16 protein-coding genes are annotated in these 15,519 nt (G+C 64.2%); 8 read left to right on the top strand and 8 right to left on the bottom strand.

Features of this window, described 5'->3' with window-relative positions; all coding sequences use genetic code 11:
* The first annotated feature begins 61 nt into the window (after window positions 1-61).
* From Q0P59_RS07640 to Q0P59_RS07625, 4 genes are all read left to right on the top strand, one after another.
* Window positions 62-1,204, top strand: a complete 1,143-nt coding sequence (locus Q0P59_RS07640; RefSeq protein ID WP_295005237.1) for an FIST N-terminal domain-containing protein — start codon at window positions 62-64, stop codon at window positions 1,202-1,204.
* 11 nt (window positions 1,205-1,215) lie between these two features.
* On the top strand, window positions 1,216-3,966 hold the full coding sequence (locus tag Q0P59_RS07635; RefSeq protein ID WP_295005235.1) for a response regulator: 2,751 nt from the start codon (window positions 1,216-1,218) through the stop codon (window positions 3,964-3,966).
* A gap of 92 nt (window positions 3,967-4,058) precedes the next feature.
* Entirely contained in the window at window positions 4,059-4,922 is an 864-nt protein-coding gene (ttcA, locus tag Q0P59_RS07630; RefSeq protein ID WP_295005233.1) for a tRNA 2-thiocytidine(32) synthetase TtcA, read from the top strand.
* A gap of 70 nt (window positions 4,923-4,992) precedes the next feature.
* Window positions 4,993-5,889, top strand: coding sequence for an adenylate/guanylate cyclase domain-containing protein (locus tag Q0P59_RS07625; protein WP_295005231.1), 897 nt, complete (start codon window positions 4,993-4,995; stop codon window positions 5,887-5,889).
* Window positions 5,890-5,945: 56 nt separating this feature from the next.
* Here Q0P59_RS07625 and Q0P59_RS07620 read toward each other — a convergent pair whose 3' ends face one another.
* Genes Q0P59_RS07620 through recA form a run of 8 tightly spaced genes read right to left on the bottom strand, consistent with a single transcriptional unit; the run spans window position 5,946 to window position 11,710 of the window.
* Window positions 5,946-6,203, bottom strand: coding sequence for a hypothetical protein (locus Q0P59_RS07620; protein WP_150428387.1), 258 nt, complete (start codon window positions 6,201-6,203; stop codon window positions 5,946-5,948).
* Window positions 6,204-6,252: 49 nt separating this feature from the next.
* Complete coding sequence (gene hprK, locus Q0P59_RS07615; RefSeq protein WP_295005228.1) at window positions 6,253-7,188, bottom strand: HPr(Ser) kinase/phosphatase; 936 nt, start codon at window positions 7,186-7,188, stop codon at window positions 6,253-6,255.
* A 9-nt stretch (window positions 7,189-7,197) separates the two neighbouring features.
* Window positions 7,198-7,644 carry a PTS IIA-like nitrogen regulatory protein PtsN gene (gene ptsN / locus Q0P59_RS07610; protein ID WP_295005226.1) on the bottom strand — a complete coding sequence of 149 codons (447 nt, stop codon included), beginning with the start codon at window positions 7,642-7,644 and terminating at the stop codon, window positions 7,198-7,200.
* A gap of 48 nt (window positions 7,645-7,692) precedes the next feature.
* Window positions 7,693-8,019: a ribosome-associated translation inhibitor RaiA gene (gene raiA, locus Q0P59_RS07605; protein ID WP_295005224.1), complete on the bottom strand. Its 327-nt coding sequence runs from the start codon at window positions 8,017-8,019 to the stop codon at window positions 7,693-7,695.
* A gap of 15 nt (window positions 8,020-8,034) precedes the next feature.
* The gene (locus Q0P59_RS07600; RefSeq protein ID WP_295005222.1) at window positions 8,035-9,492 is read right to left on the bottom strand and encodes an RNA polymerase factor sigma-54; all 1,458 of its coding nucleotides are present in this window, start codon (window positions 9,490-9,492) and stop codon (window positions 8,035-8,037) included.
* Between the two features lie 24 nt (window positions 9,493-9,516).
* The gene (gene lptB, locus Q0P59_RS07595; RefSeq protein ID WP_366090430.1) at window positions 9,517-10,251 is read right to left on the bottom strand and encodes an LPS export ABC transporter ATP-binding protein; all 735 of its coding nucleotides are present in this window, start codon (window positions 10,249-10,251) and stop codon (window positions 9,517-9,519) included.
* The gene (gene recX, locus Q0P59_RS07590) at window positions 10,248-10,679 is read right to left on the bottom strand and encodes a recombination regulator RecX (protein WP_295005220.1); all 432 of its coding nucleotides are present in this window, start codon (window positions 10,677-10,679) and stop codon (window positions 10,248-10,250) included. Before recX ends, lptB begins: the two co-directional genes overlap by 4 nt.
* Before the next feature lie 5 nt (window positions 10,680-10,684).
* Entirely contained in the window at window positions 10,685-11,710 is a 1,026-nt protein-coding gene (gene recA, locus Q0P59_RS07585; RefSeq protein ID WP_295005218.1) for a recombinase RecA, read from the bottom strand.
* Between the two features lie 181 nt (window positions 11,711-11,891).
* On the opposite strand from recA, the gene Q0P59_RS07580 reads away from it, so the two are divergent.
* From Q0P59_RS07580 to Q0P59_RS07565, 4 genes are all read left to right on the top strand, one after another.
* Entirely contained in the window at window positions 11,892-12,104 is a 213-nt protein-coding gene (locus tag Q0P59_RS07580) for a hypothetical protein (protein ID WP_295005216.1), read from the top strand.
* Window positions 12,101-12,754 (top strand): RluA family pseudouridine synthase, encoded by a 654-nt coding sequence (locus Q0P59_RS07575; protein ID WP_295005214.1) that lies wholly within the window; start codon window positions 12,101-12,103, stop codon window positions 12,752-12,754. The genes Q0P59_RS07580 and Q0P59_RS07575 overlap by 4 nt, the downstream gene beginning before the upstream one ends.
* Before the next feature lie 70 nt (window positions 12,755-12,824).
* Window positions 12,825-14,321, top strand: a complete 1,497-nt coding sequence (locus Q0P59_RS07570; protein ID WP_295005212.1) for a sodium:solute symporter family protein — start codon at window positions 12,825-12,827, stop codon at window positions 14,319-14,321.
* Between the two features lie 107 nt (window positions 14,322-14,428).
* The gene (locus Q0P59_RS07565) at window positions 14,429-15,487 is read left to right on the top strand and encodes a VanZ family protein (RefSeq protein ID WP_295005210.1); all 1,059 of its coding nucleotides are present in this window, start codon (window positions 14,429-14,431) and stop codon (window positions 15,485-15,487) included.
* Window positions 15,488-15,519: the final 32 nt, after the last annotated feature.

Here is a 15,519-nt window from a genome sequence, read left to right as displayed (position 1 = left end):
TCAGCGCAAGGCGAGCGCCGTATGTTATTTTTGTAGCCAGATCATACAGGGGAGAGCACCCGTGCAGATCACTCAAGTCATCAGCCGCCAGCCCAGCGAGCTTGGCCGCGCCCTTGCTGTCCTGGCCGGTCGTCCGCTCGATCTGCTGCTGGTCTTCGGCGCCATCGATCATTTTACCCATCCCGCCTTCCGCCAGGCCCTGAACGAACTGCCGCCGGGCACCGCCTTGCTCGGCTGCTCCACCGCCGGCGAGATTTCGGCCGCCGGGGTCGACGACGGCACCTGCTGCATCACGGCCATCGATTTCGACAAGGTTGGCCTGAAACCGGCCAGTACGACACTGAACGGCATGGACGATTCGTTTGCCGCCGGCGAACGAATCGGCCGGCAAATCCAGGCCCCCGACCTCAAGGCCGTCCTCGTTTTCGGCCCGGGCGTGCGGATCAACGGCAGCGCCCTGGTCGACGGCATCTCCAGCATCATCGGCATCGCCGTTCCCATCACCGGCGGCCTGGCCGGCGATGGCGGCGCGTTCAGGGAAACCTTCACGCTCGGCCGGGACGGTGTCAGCAACAACGCCGTGGTGGCCGTCGGCCTGTGCGGCGACGGCCTGCGCTTCGGGCATGGCTCCTTCGGCGGCTGGGAGCCTTTCGGGCCGGCACGCAAGGTGACGCGCAGCGAAGGCAATATCCTGTACGAACTCGATGGCGAGCCGGCGCTGGAAATCTACAAGCGCTATCTCGGCGACCATGCCCGCAGCCTGCCGGCCTCGGGCCTGCTGTTTCCGTTCGCGATGCTCGGCGACGACCACAACGCCATCGGCCTGATCCGCACCATTCTCGGCGTCGATGAAAGCCTGGGCAGCCTGATCCTGGCCGGCGAGATCGATGCCAACGGCTATCTCCGCCTGATGCACGCCAGCACCGACAAGCTGGTGAATGGCGCCGAAGCGGCCGCCGAGGCAGCCGCCGGCATGTTCCGGTCGGCCGGGGAGACGCTCGCCATCCTGGTCAGCTGCGTCGGCCGCAAGCTGGTCATGGGCAGCCGGGTCGACGAGGAGGTCGAGGCGGTGGGCGACGTGTTCAGCAACAAGGCGACGCTGACCGGATTCTATTCCTATGGCGAGATCAGCCCCTTCACCCCGGGATCTTCCTGCAAATTGCACAATCAGACGATGACCATCACCTGTCTCGGTGAAACCTGAGCTGATTCGACATGCAGAAAACCCTCCTGCGGCAGCTGAAACGCAGCCTTGGCGTCACCGACGAAGCGGCTTTGGCGGCCTTGCTGGCCGCCATGCAGGCCAACGCGGCCGGCGTCGACCCGGCGCTGCGCCCGGTGCTGGAGGGCCTGGGCGATTTTCTGGCGAAGGTCGATGCCACTTACGAGCAATACGAGCGCGACCTCGAACTGCGGACACGCAGCCTCGAGATCTCGTCTTCCGAGCTGAGCACCGCCAACGAAAGGCTGCGCCAGTCGCTGAACGGTCGCGAGAACGCGCTGCGCTCCCTGCGCCAGACCATGTACGAGCTGCTTCCGGAAGGCGCGGCGGGCGGCTCCGGGCAGCTGGCCGATGAAGACATTACGGTGCTTTCCGGGCGCATCGCCGCCGTCGTCGCCGAAAACGAGCTGAGCCGGCGCGAGCTGGCCAACCAGAAATTCGCGCTCGATCAGCACGCCATCGTCAGCATCACCGACACCCAGGGCACGATCCTGTACGCCAACGACCGCTTCTGCGAAATCAGCGGCTACCCGCGCGAGGAATTGCTGGGGCAGAACCACCGGATCATCAAGTCGGCGCGCCACCCCCCCGAGCTGTATCGCGACATGTGGCAGACCATTTCGGAAGGCCGCGTGTGGCGCGGCGAAATCTGCAATCGCACGCGCCAGGGGAAGAATTACTGGGTAAACGCCACCATCGTGCCCCTGCTCAGCCCGCAAGGCCTTCCCGAACGCTACATCGGCATCCGCACCGACATTTCCGACCGCAAGCACATCGAGGCCCAGCTCTCCGAACAGCTGCACCTGGTCGAGGAACTGATCGAGACCGTTCCGTTGCCGATCTACATCAAGAATGCTGAAGGGCGCTACGTGCGCGTCAACCGGGCTTTCGAGGCGTTTTCCCATATCCCCCGCGAAGCCGTGCTGGGGCGCACGCTGCACGACCTGCTCCGCCCCGAGGATGCCAGACTGCATATCGCCAAGGATGCCGAACTGTTCGCCCAGGGCGGGACCCAGTCATACGAGGCGCAAATCCACCTCAAGGACGGCTCCCACAACACCATCTACAACAAGGCGGTGCTGACCCGCCCCGACGGCAGCATTTCCGGCCTGATCGGCACGATCATCGACATTACCGACCGCAAGCAGGCCGAAGCCGACATGCTGCGCGCCAAGGAAATCGCCGAAGCCGCCAGCAAGGCCAAGAGCGACTTCCTGGCCAACATGAGCCACGAGATCCGGACGCCGATGAACGGCGTCATCGGCATGACCGACCTCGCGCTCGACACGCCCCTCAATCCGGAACAGCGGGAGTACCTGACCATCGTCAAGTCTTCGGCCGAATCCCTGCTGACCGTGATCAACGACATCCTCGACTTCTCGAAGATCGAGGCCGGCAAGATGATCGTCGAGGATATTCCCTTCGACCTGCACCGCCTGATTTCCGACACGCTGAAACCGCTTGCCCTGAAGGCCCACGAGAAGCAGCTCGAACTGCTGAGCGACCTGCCGGTGGATATTCCGCGCTTTGTCCGAGGCGACCCCGGCCGCTTGCGGCAGGTGCTGGTCAACCTCATCGGCAACGCCATCAAGTTCACCAAGCAGGGCGAAATTTCCCTGACCGCCGAGCTGACGGAACTTCGGGACGCGCACGCCGTTCTCCATTTCGCCGTCCACGACACGGGCATCGGCATCGCGCCGGGCAAGCAGGAGATCATCTTCGACGCATTCGCCCAGGAAGACACCTCGACGACCCGGCAATACGGCGGTACCGGGCTCGGCCTGTCGATCTGCCGGCGGCTGGTCGAACTGATGCGCGGATCGATGTGGCTGCACAGCGAAGTCGGCAAGGGGAGCGTATTTCACTTCTCCCTGCAACTCCGGCTCGCCGACAACGCGGGGCTCGAGGCGCCGGCCGTCGTCGATGTCAAAGGCCGCCACCTGCTCGTCGTCGACGACAACGCGACCAATCGCCGGATCCTCAAGGCCATGCTGGGCGCCATGCAGATCACCGCGCACTGCGTCGATTCCGGCGCCGCCGCGCTGGCCGCGCTGCGCGATACCGACCAGCCGATCGACTGTATCCTGCTCGATGCGCAGATGCCGGAAATGGACGGTTACGAACTCGCCAGCCGCTTGCGCGCCGAACACCAGGCGCTGCCGCCGATGCTCATGCTGTCTTCCGGCGCCTTGCGCGGCGACGCCCTGCGCTGCGAGGAGTCGGGAATCGCCGGTTTCTTCGCCAAGCCGATTTCGAGCGACGAACTGCTGGCCACCCTCGGGCGCCTGTTCGCCAGCCCGGCCATGGCGCCGAATACGGATGGCAAACCCCTGCTCACCCGCCACGCGCTGCGCGAATCGCAAGAGTCGCTGCGCATCCTGCTGGTCGAAGACCATCACACCAACCAGAAGCTCGCGCTGGGGCTGCTCGCCAAGTGGGGGCACGAAGCCATGCTGGCGCAGAACGGCCAGGAGGCGCTGGATATTCTCACCAGCCACCGTTTCGATCTCATCCTGATGGACATGCAGATGCCCGTCATGGGCGGCATCGAGGCGACGCAACGCATACGCGAGCGCGAAAGCGCGCAGGGGCTGCCCCGGACACCGATCATCGCGATGACGGCCGCCGCCATGCAGGACGACAGGGATGCCTGCATCACCGCCGGAATGGACGACTATCTCGCCAAGCCGATCAAGGTCAGGGAATTCCAGCAAAAACTCGCCGCCTACGCCAGAACTACCTGATTAAACATCGAAAATTCTCTGTCCGACCGCCAAGGCAGAGGGTAAACTTGCGGCTTTTCGCACTCGCGAGTCGGTTTACACCGCCAGCCACCATGAACAGCTCCAACACCCTGCAAAAACTCCGCAAATTTCTCGAAGGCCGCACCGGCAAGGCCATCATCGACTACAACATGATCGAGGATGGCGACACCGTGCTCGTCTGCGTATCCGGCGGCAAGGACTCCTACACCCTGCTCGCCATGCTGATGGCCCTGCAGCAGCGCGCCCCGGTCAAGTTCCGCCTGATCGCGATGAACCTCGACCAGAAACAGCCCGGGTTTCCGGCCGATGTCCTGCCCAACTACTTCAAGTCGATCGGCATCGAGCATCACATCATCGAGTCCGATACCTACTCCATCGTCAAGGACAAGATTCCCGAGGGCAAGACCACCTGTTCGCTGTGCTCCCGCCTGCGCCGCGGCATCATCTACCGCACCGCGAAGGAGCTGGGGGCCAACAAGATCGCCCTCGGCCACCACCGCGATGACATGGTGCACACGCTGTTCCTGAACCTGCTGTTCGGCGGCAAGATCAAGGCCATGCCGCCCAAGCTGGTCACCGACGACAAGGCGCACATCGTCATTCGCCCGCTCGCCTACTGCGCCGAATCGGACATCGCCAAGTTCGCCCGGGGCATGGAATTCCCGATCATTCCCTGCAACCTGTGCGGCTCCCAGGACAACCTGCAGCGCCAGAAGATCCGCGAGATGATGCAGGATTGGGACAAGCGCTACCCGGGACGGACCGAGTCGGTGCTCACCGCCATGCAGAATGTCGTGCCGTCGCACCTGGCCGACCTGGACCTCTTCGACTTCCACGGCCTGACGCTCGACACCCCGGTCGACGAGGGCGATATCGCCTTCGACAGCCCCGAATTTTCGGTCAGCGGAACCATCCCGATAAGCCTAAAGGCATAATGCATAATGAGGGCATGGCAGCATATAATGGGGCTTCGATAATTTTTCCACTTTTGGTCCTGACTAGCCGATGAGCGCCACGCAACGCAGATTGACGGTCATGTTCGCCGACGTTTCCGGCAGTACCGCGCTTTTCGAAAAGCTGGGCGACCGCGAAGCCATGCATGCCGTCGAGCGCTGCCTGAAGCGCATGAAGCGCTCCATCGACGGCTACAAGGGGAAAACGGTCCAGATCGTCGGCGACGAATTGCTGGCCTCCTTCGCCACGGCCGAGGAAGCCTGCCAGGCGGCAATCGACATGCAACAACGCATTGCCGACCTACCCCCCGTCTCCGGCCTCAAGCTGACCATCCGCATCGGCCTCCATTGCGGCGTCGTGGCCGAAAGCGAGGACAAGCTGAGCGGCTCGGCCGTCAGCACGGCGGCGCGCATCGCCGGCATTGCCCGACGCGACCAGATCCTGTGCAGCTCCGACCTGGTCGGCGAGTTGCCGCAACCCGGCATCATCACCGTCGACCCCATGCCCAAGCTGGGCACCGTTGCCGAGGGCGGCAACGAATTGTCGCTGTTCCAGGTGCACTGGCCCAGCTATCAGGGCACCTCGTCGCCCCACTCGACTTTCGGCGAACTGAGCCGCCTGCCGGTCGAACGCCTGTGCATCCGTTATCGCGGCAAGGCTTTTCTGGTCGATGAAAAAACCCCGGTGCTCACGATCGGTCGCGACCTCGGCTGCAAACTAACCATCGACGACCGCAAGGCCTCCCGCCAGCACGCCCGCGTCGAACGCCGCAACGACGGCTTCTACCTGGTCGATACCAGCACCAACGGCACCTTCGTTACCCTCTCCGGGCGCCAGGAGATCATGGTCCGGCGCAACGAGATGCAGCTCGAGGGCAAGGGCAAGTTCGGCTTCGGCAGCTCCGCCAACGACCCGCAGTCGGACCTCGCCGACTTCGAACACCTGTAAACGACAATCGGCCGCCCGAAGGCGGCCGACGTTCAATCGTTCTCCCCCGGTCGGGATTACTTCGCGGCGGCGTCAGCCGAGCATTTCTTCATGAAACTGTTCTTGGCCGCGCCAGCCAGCTTCTTTTCCTTGGCCTTCATGGCGCATTCGGCGTTTTCGGCGGGAGCGCCGGCATCGGCCTGGCACTTCTTCATGAAACTGTTCTTGGCAGCACCGGCCAGCTTCTTTTCGGCTGCGCGGGCGGCGCAATCGTCAGCGGCATAAACGGCATTGGCGGAAAACGCGACGAGCAGCAGAGCGATCAGTTTTTTCATGGTGGATGTCCCTCGTAGTGTGCAAAAACGCCGACGTACTATCAGCGATTCATGCGTCATCGTCAAGCATCATGCGCTGCTGGCGATCCATGAAATCCTGCAGGCTGTCGATACCGCGCAATTGCAGGATGGTGTTGCGTACCGCCGCTTCGAGCAGGACCGCCAGGTTGCGCCCGGCGGCGACGGGAATGACCACCTTGCGCACCGGGACCCCCAGCACTTCCTGGGTCTGGGCATCGAGGGGAAGGCGGGGCGCATCGGCGGCGGCGGCGGTTTTCTGCAGATGGACGATCAGCTTCAGCTTCATCTTCCGGCGCGAGGCCGTTTCGCCAAAGATGGTCCGGATGTTGAGCAGGCCGAGCCCGCGCACCTCGAGGAAGTCGCGCAGCATGCCGGGACAGCGGCCTTCGATGGTGGTCGGCGCGATCCGCGCCATTTCGACCACGTCGTCGGCAACGAGGCCATGCCCGCGGGAAATCAGCTCGAGCGCCAATTCGGACTTGCCGACGCCCGAATCGCCGGTAATCAGCACGCCCATCCCCAAAACGTCCATGAAGACGCCGTGCAGGCTGACGGTATCGGCGAGGCGGGCCGACAGATAGATGCGCAGCAGATCGATGATCGCCGAGCAGGGCTTGGGCGAATTGATCAGCGGAGTACCGGTCTGGGTACAGGTTTCCACAACCTGGGCCGGCGGCGTCAAGCCGTCCGCGACGATGACGGCCGGCGGCTGGGCGCTGAGCAGGTCGACGAACATCGCGCCGAAGCGCCGCTCGCCAATGCGCATCGCCCAGTCGTACTCGGCCAGGCCGAGTACCTGCAGGCGCTCGGGGTGGATGATGTTGATATGGCCGACCAGATCGGCCCCGTAGCTGTTGGAGCCCTTGATCTCGATGCGGCGGTCCGCGTTCTGGCCGATATGCCAGTTCAGCAGCAGCTTTTCCCGATTATCCTCATAAAGCTGAACCAGGCTGACGTGACGCACGACGGGAACTCAGGACTGGAATAGCGCGAGCACTGCGTTCGGGTCGCCGGCGGCCTGGAGCTTTTCCCGGAAAGCCCGGTCCGAAAAGCGCTGGGCAAGCTCCGACAGGATCTGGAGGTGTTGTTCCGTGGCCTGCTCGGGCACGAGCAGGACAAACAACAGGTCGACCGGCCGGCCATCCGGGGAGTCGAACGGCACCGGCGTCGTCAGGCGCATGAACGCGCCGGCAGCCTGCTTCAGGCCCTTGATGCGGCCGTGGGGAATGGCGACGCCTTGGCCCAAACCGGTGGAACCGAGTTTTTCGCGGGCAAACAGGCTGTCGAAAATGGTCGAGCGGGCCAGGCCCAGGCGGGTCTCGAACAGGATGCCGGCTTGTTCGAAAACGCGTTTCTTGCTGCTGGCTTCGAGATTCAGCAGCACCTGGTCGACGCTCAGTAGATTGTTGAGAGGGTTCATAGGAGCGGATAAAACAAGGCCGCAGCTTGCGCTGCGGCCATGGGGCGCTTATTCAGCGGCGGCATGCAGCCCGGGCTTTTCACCGCGATGGTGATCCTGGACCTTTTGCTTGTGCTTCTGGACCTGACGATCCAGCTTGTCGAACATCGAATCGATGGCGGCATAGAGGTCGTCGCCGGACTCTTCGACATGCATGTCCTTGCCCGGGACGTGAACGGTGACTTCGGCCTTCTGCTTCAGCTTTTCGACCGACAGCACCACGTTGACGCCGCTCACTTTGTCGAAGTGACGGATCACGGGATCCAGCTTGTTTTCCACGTATTCGCGCAGGGCGGGGGTAACTTCGATGTGATGACCACTGATCTGCAGATTCACTTTTTTCTCCTCTCTCTACAGGGTCTTACGTAAATTGACCGGGGGGATGTTGAGCGACTCGCGGTATTTGGCTACCGTACGTCGGGCAACTACGATTCCCTGCTGGCCTAGTATTTCGGATAATTGACTATCCGACAAGGGCTTCTTGCCGTCCTCGGCTCCGATCAGTTGCTTGATCAGGGCGCGGATGGCCGTGGCAGAACAAGCCCCACCGGTGTCGGTGGCGACATGGCTGCCGAAGAAGTATTTCAGTTCGAAAATGCCGCGCGGCGTGGCCATGTATTTCTGGCTGGTCACGCGCGACACGGTCGATTCGTGCAGGCCGAGGATGTCGGCGATTTCGCGCAGGACCAGCGGCCGCATGGCGACTTCGCCGTGCTCGAAGAACTGGCGCTGGCGGTCGACGATGGCCTGGGTGACGCGATGGATGGTGTCGAAGCGCTGCTGGACGTTCTTGATCAGCCAGCGGGCTTCCTGCAACTGGGTGGACATGTTGCCGTTGCCGCGCCGCTGCTTGGCGAGAATCTCGGCATACAGGCGGTTGATGCGCAGGCGGGGATAGGCGTCCGGATTGATGTAGGCCGTCCACTTGCCCTTGAGCTTCTTCACGATCACGTCCGGCGTGATGTAGCGGGCTTCGTGCTGGGCGTAGCCGGCCGCCGGGCGCGGATTCAGGCTGGTGATCAGCGATTGGGCGGCCTTCAGGTCTTCGTCGTCGTAGCCGGTGACGCGGCGCAGCTTGGCGAAATCGCGGGCGGCCAGCAACTCCAGGTGCTTGTCGACGATGAGCAGCGCCACGTTGCGATCGTATTCGTCCGGCAAGGCCTTCAGTTGCAGGCTCAGGCATTCCTGCAGGTTGCGCGCGCCGATCCCGGTCGGATCGAAGTTCTGGATGTGGCGCAGGGCGATTTCGAGCTCCTCGAGCTCGATTTCGTATTCCGGCGGCAGGGTTTCCCACAGCTCCAGCAGCGGCGCCGAGAGGTAGCCGTCGTCATCGAGCGCCTCGATCAGGAAGCGGACCAGGCTGCGGTCGCGCTCGTTCAGCTGGGTCATCCCGAGCTGCCAGCCGAGATGCTCGCGCAGGCTGACGTTGGCGGCATGGATGTCGTGGCTGTCGCTGTCGTCGTCCTCGTCGCGTCCGGCGCCGGTGAAGGTGCCGGCATCGGAGGCCCAGCGATCGTCATCGACTTCGGAAGGGGAACTCGGCGGCTCGGCTTCGCGGTCCTCGCGCGGCTCGCGCTCTTCGCTGCTTTCGCTGCGCGACTCCTCGTTGCGCGGGGAATCGAACTGCTGGGCGTTGGCAAAGGACTCCGGCCCTTCGTCTTCGCGCTCCAGCATGGGATTCTCGAGCAGGTAGCGCTCGATTTCCTGTTGCATCTCGATGGTCGACAGCTGCAGCAGCTTGATCGACTGCTGGAGTTGCGGCGTCAGCGCCAGGTGCTGGGATAGTTTGAGTTGGAGTGCCGGCTTCATCGGTTGGGGTCTGGTGCGACTCGATCAGAGCTTGAAGTGCTCGCCGAGATAAACCTTGCGCACGCTTTCATTCTCCACGATTTCGGCTGGCCGTCCAGCGGCAAGTACATTTCCGGCGTTGATGATGTAGGCGTGATCGCAGATGCCCAGCGTTTCGCGCACGTTGTGGTCGGTGATCAGCACGCCGATGCCGCGCTCCTTCAGGAAGCGGATGATCTTCTGGATTTCCAGCACGGCAATCGGATCGACGCCGGCGAAGGGTTCGTCGAGCAGGATGAAGCGCGGGCTGGTCGCCAGCGCCCGGGCGATTTCGACGCGGCGCCGCTCGCCGCCGGAAAGGGCGGCGGCATTGACGTGGCGCACGTGGTCGACGTGCAGTTCCTTGAGCAGGCCTTCGAGACGGTCGTTCAGCTCGGCTTCGGGCAGCTTCTGCAGCTCGAGAACGGCGCGGATGTTTTCCTCGACATTGAGCTTGCGGAAGACCGACGCCTCCTGCGGCAGGTAGGACAGGCCGAGGCGCGCCCGGCTGTGCATCGGCTGGTGCGTCAGGCGGTTGTCGTCGATATGGACTTCGCCGCCGTCGGCGGCCACCAGGCCGACGATCATGTAGAAACAGGTGGTCTTGCCGGCGCCGTTCGGGCCAAGCAGGCCGACCACTTCGCCCGACTTGACCTCGAAGGAAACGTCCTCGACGACGGTCCGCGCCTTGTAGCGCTTCTTCAGGTTGTTGGCGGTCAGTTTGGCGGCGGACATGGTCATTGCTCGACTCCGCGCAGGACGCGACGGATGGCTTCGCTGGAAAAACCGCGATATTGCAGGAAACGCATCTGTTTGGCACGTTCTTCCGGCGAGTGCGGCAAGTCCCTGAACTTGCGCTGCCAGACGCTGCGGCAGCGTTCGGTTTCGTCGCCGCCTTCCGGCAGGGCGTTCGCGATGTCGTCGTCGGCGACGCCTTTCTGCCGCAATTCCTGCTTCAGGCGCGCATTGCCATAGCGGCCGGCCCGCGCCACGACGCGCTGGGCGGCGTAGCGGGTATCGGACAGCAGACGTTCGCTTTGCAGGGTATCGAGCACGGCGTCGAGTTCTTCCTCGGATTCGGCATGCGCGGCGAGCTTGCCTTTCAGCTCGGCCCGGCTGTAATCGCGCCGGGTGAGGAGTTGCAGGGCTCGCACGCGCAGGTCAGGCATGTCGGTCAGGCATCGGCCTTGGCTTTGGTCGGCTTGATGACGGTGGTGCTGGCCGCTTCGCGGATGCCGGCTTCGATCTCGGCGGCGATTTCCGGGTTGGCCTTGAGGAATTCGCGAGCGTTGTCCTTGCCCTGGCCGATCTTCTCGCCCTTGTAGGCGTACCAGGCGCCGGACTTGTCGACCAGCTTGTGGGCGACGCCCATTTCGACGACTTCGCCCTGGCGGGAAATGCCCTCGCCGTACAGGATGTCGAAAATGGCTTCGCGGAAGGGCGGCGAGACCTTGTTCTTGACGACCTTGACCTTGGTTTCGCTGCCGATGACCTCGTCGCCCTTCTTGATCGCGCCGATGCGGCGGATGTCGAGGCGGACGGAGGCGTAGAACTTCAGCGCGTTGCCGCCGGTGGTGGTTTCCGGCGAGCCGAACATGACGCCGATCTTCATGCGGATCTGGTTGATGAAGATGACCAGGGTGTTGGTCTTCTTGATGTTGGCGGTCAGCTTGCGCAGGGCCTGCGACATCAGGCGGGCGTGCAGGCCGACCATCTGGTCGCCCATCTCGCCTTCGATTTCGGCGCGCGGGGTGAGGGCGGCGACCGAGTCGACCACGATGATGTCCACCGAGCCGGAGCGGACCAGCATGTCGGCGATTTCGAGGGCCTGCTCGCCGGTGTCCGGCTGCGAGATCAGCAGGTCGCCGACATTGACGCCGAGCTTCTGGGCGTACTGCGGATCGAGCGCGTGTTCGGCGTCGATGAAGGCGGCGGTGCCGCCGAGCTTCTGCATTTCGGCGACGACCTGCAGGCAGAGGGTGGTCTTGCCGGACGATTCCGGGCCGTAGATCTCGACGACGCGGCCGCGCGGCAGGCCGCCGACGCCGAGGGCGATGTCCAGACCGAGCGAACCGGTCGACACGACCTGGATGCCTTCGTCGATTTCGGCATCGCCCATCTTCATGATGGAGCCTTTGCCGAATTGCTTTTCGATTTGTTGCAGTGCGGCGGCGAGTGCCTTTGCCTTGTTGTCGTCCATGGGGTGACCTCGAAAATTTGAGCGGATTATGGCACAGGGGCCAAGGATGGAATAGAAATTGCTGGAAACCCTGCATCCGTGCCGGCCCAAACGCGGTATATTCGCCACCGCTACCGGCCAGTCGGATACTGTGTATACGTACAGTACATTGACCCGCCTTTTCTTGGCAAGAAAATTCTTCATGTCGATCAGACGTTTACCCATCGCTCTCCCCGCCGTTCTCCTGCTGCTGGCCAGCGCCGCCGCCAGCGGCGCGCCGGCTCCGTGGTATTGGTGGGTCAGCAAGCTGGACGGCAGCCGGGTCTGCCGCCAGAGCGGCCTGGGCGAAGGATGGACGCAGGAACCGGTGGCTTTCAAGGACGCCCGCTGCCGAATTCGCCTCGATCCCCGATGACTGCCTACCTGCCCCCGCCCCCCGGCGCCTCGCCGGTCGTTTTTGCCGACGACTTCCTGATCATTGCCGAAAAGCCCTGCGGCCTGCTGTCGGTACCCGGCCGCGGCGAACACAAGGCCGACTGCCTGCTCAGCCGGGTTCAGCAGGAATACCCGGATGCGCTGACCGTGCACCGGCTGGACATGTCGACCTCCGGCATCCTGGTCTTCGCCCGCGGCGCCGACATGCACCGCCGGCTGTCGAAGATGTTCCAGGAGCGCCAGGTGGACAAGCTCTACGTCGCCGTGCTGGCCGGCCTGCTGCCCTACGACGAGGGCGGCGTGGACCTGCCGCTGATCGTGGACTGGCCGAACCGGCCGAAGCAGAAGGTCGATTTCGACGAGGGCCGGCCGTCGCAGACGCGCTTCCGCGTGCTCGGCCGCGATACCGAAAAGCAGACGACCCGCGTCGCGCTCGAACCGGTCACCGGCCGTTCGCACCAGCTGCGGGTGCACATGATGTCCCTGCAGCATCCCATCCTTGGCGACGATCTGTACGGCGGGCCGGCGGAAAAAATGGCTGATCGCCTGCTGCTGCACGCGATGGATCTGGGCTTTATGCACCCGGCAACCGGCGAGCGCATGGATTTTCACAGCGAGCCGCCTTTTTGACGCCGCGAAAACGCGCAATAACCTTATAATCCGCGCAATTTCAACCCCTTAGCTTGTCGGTTGCGCGCCCATGCTGATCTGGTTCGTCGTCCTCTACCTGCTGCTTTCCATCGGCATCGGCCTCTACGCAGCCACCCGCGTCCATAGCGCCAAGGACTTCGCCGTCGCCGGCCGCCACCTGCCGCTGCCGGTGGTCACCGCCACGGTTTTCGCCACCTGGTTCGGCGCCGAGGCCGTGTTCGGCGTCTCCGCCACCTTCGTCAAGGAAGGCCTGACCGGCGTCGTCGCCGACCCCTTCGGCTCCTCGATGTGCCTGATCATCGCCGGTTTCTTTTTCGCCCGGAAACTCTACAAGCTCAACATCCTGACCCTCGGCGACTACTTCCGCATGCGCTACAACCGCAGCGTCGAAGTGCTGACCACGCTGTGCATCGTCGCCTCCTACCTGGGCTGGGTATCGGCCCAGATCAAGGCGCTGGGCCTGGTCTTCAACGTCGTGACCAACGATTTCGTCAGCCAGACGGCCGGCATGATCCTCGGCGCCGCCATCGTGCTCACCTACACCACCTTCGGCGGCATGCTGTCGGTGGCCATCCTCGATTTCGTGCAGATGGGCGTGATCATGGGCGGCATGCTCTACATCGCCAGCGTCGTCGCGGTGCCGGCCGGCGGCGTCGAAACCGTGATCCAGCACGCCTCGGCCGCCGGCAAGCTCGACTTCTTCCCGCCGCCCGACCCGTGGCTGTGGCTGACCTTCCTCGGCGCCTGGATCACCATGATGCTCGGCTCCATCCCGCAGCAGGACGTCTTCCAGCGCATCACCTCGGCGCGCAGCCAGAAGATCGCGCTGTGGGGCTCGGTCATCGGCGCCACGATCTACTTCTGCTTCACCTTCGTGCCGATGTTCATCGCCTATTCGGCGACCTTGATCGACCCCGAGCTGTTCAACGGCCTGCTCAAGACCGATTCGCAACTGGTGCTGCCGACGCTGGTCCTCCAGCACACACCCGTCTTCGCCCAGGCCATCTTCTTCGGCGCCGTGCTGTCGGCCATCATGAGCTGCTCGTCGGCAACGCTGCTGGCCCCGTCGGTCGCCTTCTCGGAAAACATCGTGCGTGGCTTCTACCCGAACATGGGCGATCACCAGTTCCTGAAGGTCATGCGCGCCTCGATCGTCTGTTTTGCCATGGTCGTGCTCGGTTTTGCGCTGTATTCCAACGCCAGCATCTTCAAGATGGTCGAAAACGCCTACAAGGTGACGCTGGCCGGCGCCTTCGTGCCGCTCTTCTTCGGCGCCTTCTGGAAGCGGGCGACGACGCAGGGCGCGCTGGCCGCCATTTTCGGCGGCCTGACCTCCTGGCTGCTGATCGAAACGCTGATCGGCGAAGCCAGCCTGGTGCCGCCCCAGCTGATCGGCCTCGGCGTCAGCATACTCGGCATGGTCGTCGGCTCGCTGCTGCCGCAATGGGTCGGCCACCGGCAGGCGGCGGAAGACATACACGAGGCGCTGCACCACCGGGCCGCCGCCGAAACGCACCACGCCGTCGAGCCGCCGCATCGCCACTGATTTCAGTCACACTGTGACCGGAAAACGGGCATTTCGCCGTTCGCCGGAAACCTGTGTTTCCAGACGGCGAAGCTGACGCCTTCCCGGAAAGCCCCTAAAATCAAGGCATGCCCCATTCCAGCCTTGGCCCCGTCCGTTTCGCCACCTACCTCGCGCTCGCCTGGTTCGGCCTGGTCGTCTACGGCAGCCTGCACCCGTTCAGCGGCTGGCGCGATACCGGCGTCTCGCCGATCGCCTTTCTCGAAGGCGGCTGGCCGCGCTACTGGACGGCCTTCGACCTGGCCGCCAACGTCGCCGTCTACCTGCCGCTCGGCTTTTTCCTGACGCTGGCACTGAGCCGCCTGCCCGGCCGCTACACGGCCCTGGTCGTCGCCACGCTGCTCGCCGCCGGTGTCAGTTTCGGACTGGAAACCCTGCAGACCTGGCTGCCGTCGCGCGTGCCCTCCAACCTCGACCTCGCCTGCAACAGCCTCGGCGGACTGCTCGGCGCGCTCTGGGCGAAGGCGGTCGGGCCGCGCATCTTCGCCCGCGTCGCCGCCCTCGAACACCGGCTGATCGCCCCCATCCCGCACGCCGAACTCGGCCTGACCCTGCTCGGGCTGTGGCTGCTCGTGCCGCTGTCGCCCGAAACGCTCCTCTTCGGCGCCGGCGATGTCCGCCAGCTGTTCGGCCTGACCGGCGCCGTACCCTTCGCCGCGGAAAGCTTCGTCATGATCGAAGCCAGCATTACCGCCTTCAACGCGGTCGCGGTCGGGCTCATCGTGCGCATGCTGAGTGCCCGCCTGGCCGTGGCCTACGCCGTCGTGCCGCTGTTCCTGCTGCTCAGCCTGGTCGTCGCCACGCTCGCCACGGCCGTCCTGGTCAGCCCGGCCGACGCCTTGTCCTGGCTGACGCAGGGCTCCCGCCTCGGGCTGCTGGTCGGGGCGGCCATCCTGGCCATCGCCATCGCCCTGCCGCCGACACCGCGGCTGATGATCGCCGCCCTGTCGCTGATGGCGGGCACCGTGCTGGTCAACCTGGCGCCGCCCAACCCCTACTCGGCCGCCGCCCTGGCCACCTGGCGCCAGGGGCACTTCCTCAATTTCAACGGCCTCACCCGCCTGGTCGCCACGGCCTGGCCCTTCCTGACGCTGCCCTTCCTGCTCCTGGCCAGCCGGCGCGGCTAGGGCAGGCTGCGCTAGACTGGCGTCGAGGCCTT

It is taken from the genome of uncultured Dechloromonas sp., from assembly GCF_945957265.1.
GTDB lineage: Bacteria > Pseudomonadota > Gammaproteobacteria > Burkholderiales > Rhodocyclaceae > Azonexus.
Note: the sequence above shows the minus strand (reverse complement) of the source record. Positions and strands in the feature narration are given on the sequence as shown.

Excerpts from the sequence above, each read along its gene's own strand:
- lptB (WP_366090430.1), bottom strand. The coding sequence starts at position 10,251 with ATGACCATGTCCGCCGCCAAACTGACCGCCAACAACCTGAAGAAGCGC.
- Q0P59_RS07600 (WP_295005222.1), bottom strand. The coding sequence starts at position 9,492 with ATGAAGCCGGCACTCCAACTCAAACTATCCCAGCACCTGGCGCTGACG.
- ptsN (WP_295005226.1), bottom strand. The coding sequence starts at position 7,644 with ATGAACCCTCTCAACAATCTACTGAGCGTCGACCAGGTGCTGCTGAAT.
- Q0P59_RS07635 (WP_295005235.1), top strand. The coding sequence starts at position 1,216 with ATGCAGAAAACCCTCCTGCGGCAGCTGAAACGCAGCCTTGGCGTCACC.
- ttcA (WP_295005233.1), top strand. The coding sequence starts at position 4,059 with ATGAACAGCTCCAACACCCTGCAAAAACTCCGCAAATTTCTCGAAGGC.
- Q0P59_RS07580 (WP_295005216.1), top strand. The coding sequence starts at position 11,892 with ATGTCGATCAGACGTTTACCCATCGCTCTCCCCGCCGTTCTCCTGCTG.
- recX (WP_295005220.1), bottom strand. The coding sequence starts at position 10,679 with ATGCCTGACCTGCGCGTGCGAGCCCTGCAACTCCTCACCCGGCGCGAT.
- Q0P59_RS07620 (WP_150428387.1), bottom strand. The coding sequence starts at position 6,203 with ATGAAAAAACTGATCGCTCTGCTGCTCGTCGCGTTTTCCGCCAATGCC.
- Q0P59_RS07570 (WP_295005212.1), top strand. The coding sequence starts at position 12,825 with ATGCTGATCTGGTTCGTCGTCCTCTACCTGCTGCTTTCCATCGGCATC.
- recA (WP_295005218.1), bottom strand. The coding sequence starts at position 11,710 with ATGGACGACAACAAGGCAAAGGCACTCGCCGCCGCACTGCAACAAATC.
- Q0P59_RS07565 (WP_295005210.1), top strand. The coding sequence starts at position 14,429 with ATGCCCCATTCCAGCCTTGGCCCCGTCCGTTTCGCCACCTACCTCGCG.
- Q0P59_RS07575 (WP_295005214.1), top strand. The coding sequence starts at position 12,101 with ATGACTGCCTACCTGCCCCCGCCCCCCGGCGCCTCGCCGGTCGTTTTT.
- Q0P59_RS07625 (WP_295005231.1), top strand. The coding sequence starts at position 4,993 with ATGAGCGCCACGCAACGCAGATTGACGGTCATGTTCGCCGACGTTTCC.